The sequence below is a fragment of the Endozoicomonas sp. Z74 genome (assembly GCF_057680865.1).
The window spans coordinates 1-2,258 of sequence record NZ_JBLYZI010000211.1 but is presented as its reverse complement, the minus strand read 5'-3'; the positions used below and the strand labels follow the sequence as shown (position 1 = coordinate 2,258).

Sequence of the window (2,258 nt, the reverse complement as noted above, 5' to 3'; positions counted from 1 at the left end):
ACCTGAGCTTTGAATTCAGGTGCATGACGCTTCCTTTTTCTGACTGTCATTTTCCCCTCCTTGAAAGGGCATCATACAGTCGAAAAACTTAACTTAGCCAGTGGTCCAGTTTTTGGGGTCCACTATAGAATCCTCATTTGAAGACTTCAGCACCCGGTTTGACGTGCTGGCCTTTGATATTCCCGGGTTTGGTTTGTCCCAGGCGGAAGAAGCCGATATGTCACCCAGTCACCTGAGTGAAGTGATTATTCAGACAATGGACCACTTCAACATCAAGCAGGCTCATCTGGTTGGGCCAGATGTTGGAGTCCCTATTACCCTGACCGCTGTGATTAACCACCCTGAGCGATTTCTGAGCCTGAATATCTTCGATGGTCCGGGAAACTTTCCACCTAAGTTGTCGCCCATTCTGACGGCAGTGATAAAATCACGGTTTGTACGCTGGCTAGCGAAAGGTTTAAATAAAAAGCCAGTGATGAAAACCAATTTCCTTACCGCTGTCAGCGAGGGGTATCACCACTACAAACCCTCCAGTCGTGCAATAAAAGAATACTATGACATTTGCTACAACGAACAAGGGCATAAATGCGCGATCAGTTTCTTCGGAACTTATTCAAAAGAATTGCCATGGATTGAACAGCGTCTGAAAGACATACAGGTACCGACTTTGATCACCTGGGGGAAACTGGATCCTTTTGTACTGGTTGATAATGGAGAGTTTTTGGCCAGACACATTCCCAACAATAAGCTGGTTGTTTTTGATGATGCGTCGCACTTTTCTTCGGAAGATGCAGGGCAAGACTATGTTGACCTGCTAATCGATTGGATTGAAGGTAATTCTGATAGGCATGTGGATTAAACATGGATGGCTAGCAAGATGTGATTCTTTTTTCGGATGGCGCTTCCGTGCAGCTTGGGTTGAACTTCAGCAGGTTGTGCAGACTTATGCCGCTCTGGTGAAAACTGGCCCGCGTTTTATTCGGAGGCCTGTTTTTATCGCTCAGCAAGAGTTATTGTTTCTAGGCACGTTTCACTTCTTTGGTGAAGAATATTTTATCGACACCTTTCTTGGGGTAGTTCGGTAGCCTTGCGATCTCTCTAAAACCATATTTCTTGTAGAACTCAGGAGCTTGAAAAGAGAAAGTATCAAGAAATATGCACTCAACTTTATTTTTTGACGCTACTTTATCAACCTGTTCTAGCAATTTCTTACCGTACCCACTTCTACGGATTGTTTCTGAAATCCAGAAGTATTTTACATAAAGGTTTTCATAGAAGATTTCACCGGTAAGACCTCCGATAAGCTCTCCACTCCCATCTTTAAGATAACAGGCAAAAGGCTTTTCTGTGAAGTTTGGAAAGTTTGGTTTATTAAACTCTAGCAAGCCATCGTATATTACTGCAATTTCCTCTTTAGAGGGAGCATATGAAACTTCTATATTCATTATGCTTTTTCATTCCTTATAAGATATTAATATCAAATCAGATTTAGCACCTAAAAGTCCTATAGGGTATAAGGCTAGAGACTTCTATTTTAACAAAACTCAATATGAAATAAAATATAAAAGACATCTATTTTATTGATTGATGGTCTAGCCAAGTTTATGGCTGCCCTCTATTTTTTCCCTTAGGTATCTTGCATCTGTACTTAGGCTTAGAGGTTGTTGAGTTTGGAAAGAAGCCTTTCACTCTTATTGCAGGGATATCTTCAAGAAATATCTCAAGCTCACCTTTTTGATTGATTATTTGACATGCAAATAATTCTTCTCCATTAGAATTATATTGATAATATGATGATATAAAAAGTTTTGACTCGCCTTTTAGGCTCTGTATAAATGGATCTATTTGTGTTCTAGTCTTAACACTAAGATCTAAATTATTTCTTCTCTCATAAAGTAAATGTGTTAATTTGTCAGATATAAGTGAATAATTGACTTCATACAAACCAGATGATGATTTTCTTATATTTTCTCTAAAAGCAAGACAACTTTCTGATGGCCTGTTTGGGTTGTTGAAGGTAGGCTTGATATTTTTCCGTATTTCAATAGGCTTTCCTGACGAATCAATTTCGGTGATTTTCAAGAAAGATGTCGCCTCAACCTATGCAGCTAAATCATAGTGCTGCTGATTTTCTGATCGCTCAGGGTTTAGCCATACTTCAGTGGGTAACTGCCAGTTTCTGGTATTGCGGCTTCCCCAGCGTTCTGGGTGTTGCTCCTTCGCTTTACGATAAACAGCTTCTCGGTTTATTACTTTCT

The 2,258-nt window shown here is 40.0% G+C and carries 3 protein-coding genes; 1 reads left to right on the top strand and 2 read right to left on the bottom strand.

Going from position 1 to position 2,258, the window contains the following annotated elements; translation table 11 throughout:
• The first annotated feature begins 100 nt into the window (after nucleotides 1-100).
• Nucleotides 101-859: an alpha/beta fold hydrolase gene (locus tag ACNRUY_RS26275; protein WP_488114624.1), complete on the top strand. Its 759-nt coding sequence runs from the start codon at nucleotides 101-103 to the stop codon at nucleotides 857-859.
• Between the two features lie 160 nt (nucleotides 860-1,019).
• Here the strand turns inward: ACNRUY_RS26275 and ACNRUY_RS26270 are convergent, their stop codons facing one another.
• Both ACNRUY_RS26270 and ACNRUY_RS26265 read right to left on the bottom strand, forming a co-directional pair.
• Nucleotides 1,020-1,445, bottom strand: a complete 426-nt coding sequence (locus tag ACNRUY_RS26270) for a GNAT family N-acetyltransferase (protein WP_488114623.1) — start codon at nucleotides 1,443-1,445, stop codon at nucleotides 1,020-1,022.
• A 157-nt stretch (nucleotides 1,446-1,602) separates the two neighbouring features.
• Nucleotides 1,603-2,082, bottom strand: coding sequence for a hypothetical protein (locus tag ACNRUY_RS26265; protein ID WP_488114622.1), 480 nt, complete (start codon nucleotides 2,080-2,082; stop codon nucleotides 1,603-1,605).
• Nucleotides 2,083-2,258 lie beyond the last annotated feature (176 nt).

What these genes read in the sequence shown, in the direction of transcription:
- ACNRUY_RS26270 (WP_488114623.1), bottom strand. Translation starts at nt 1,445, where the DNA reads ATGAATATAGAAGTTTCATATGCTCCCTCTAAAGAGGAAATTGCAGTA.